1 protein-coding gene is annotated in these 646 nt (G+C 29.4%); it reads left to right on the plus strand.

Annotation, left to right across the window (positions count from 1 at the left end; all coding sequences use genetic code 11):
- The first annotated feature begins 79 nt into the window (after window positions 1–79).
- Window positions 80–493, plus strand: coding sequence for a hypothetical protein (locus L979_RS15565; RefSeq protein ID WP_197052181.1), 414 nt, complete (start codon window positions 80–82; stop codon window positions 491–493).
- The last annotated feature ends 153 nt before the right edge of the window (window positions 494–646 follow it).

Here is a 646-nt window from a genome sequence, read left to right on the forward strand (position 1 = left end):
CTTTGCACAAGATATAGCTGATGATTTCAAACAATGGAAAGGCGAATAAAATGACAAAAAAATTATTATCTCTAAAGAGTTGAACGAATGGCTAGAAAAACATCAAACATTAGATACTGATGATACAATATATAGCAAACGTTTTGGCAGAAAAATTTTCGACAAATTGTATGAAGAAGTAGAAGTTGGCGATACAAAGAAGTATGATAATATTTTAGAAGTATTTGGCTTAAGTGGGTATACTAAAGTAGTTCACTTATGGTTATTGTTGAACCGTGACAAATGGGAAGTAGAAGAAGATGAGTTATTTTATATCTGTATTCCAGAGCCTAAGTCATCCGTGTTTAACTATACATCTTTATCGAAAGTTAATGGAATACAGTATTTTGATAGGTTGCCTGACGATAAAGATTATAAATGGACACAAGAAGAAATTGATAAACATGAAGTAGCTAAACATCTAGAATACTTCAAAAAGAAAGTAGAAGAATGAAAGTTAAAAGAGTTTATGCTTGACGGTATAAACTTTTTTTGATATCATAGTCTTATAGAAACAAAGGAGAACAAATGAAAAAATACAACGTTAAATTGATGAACAATAAAAAAGGATATTTAAACTCTTTTAAAAATGAGCTAGGGGAAAAGT

This window comes from Kocuria sp. ZOR0020 (assembly GCF_000800955.1).
Lineage (GTDB): Bacteria > Actinomycetota > Actinomycetes > Actinomycetales > Micrococcaceae > Kocuria > Kocuria subflava.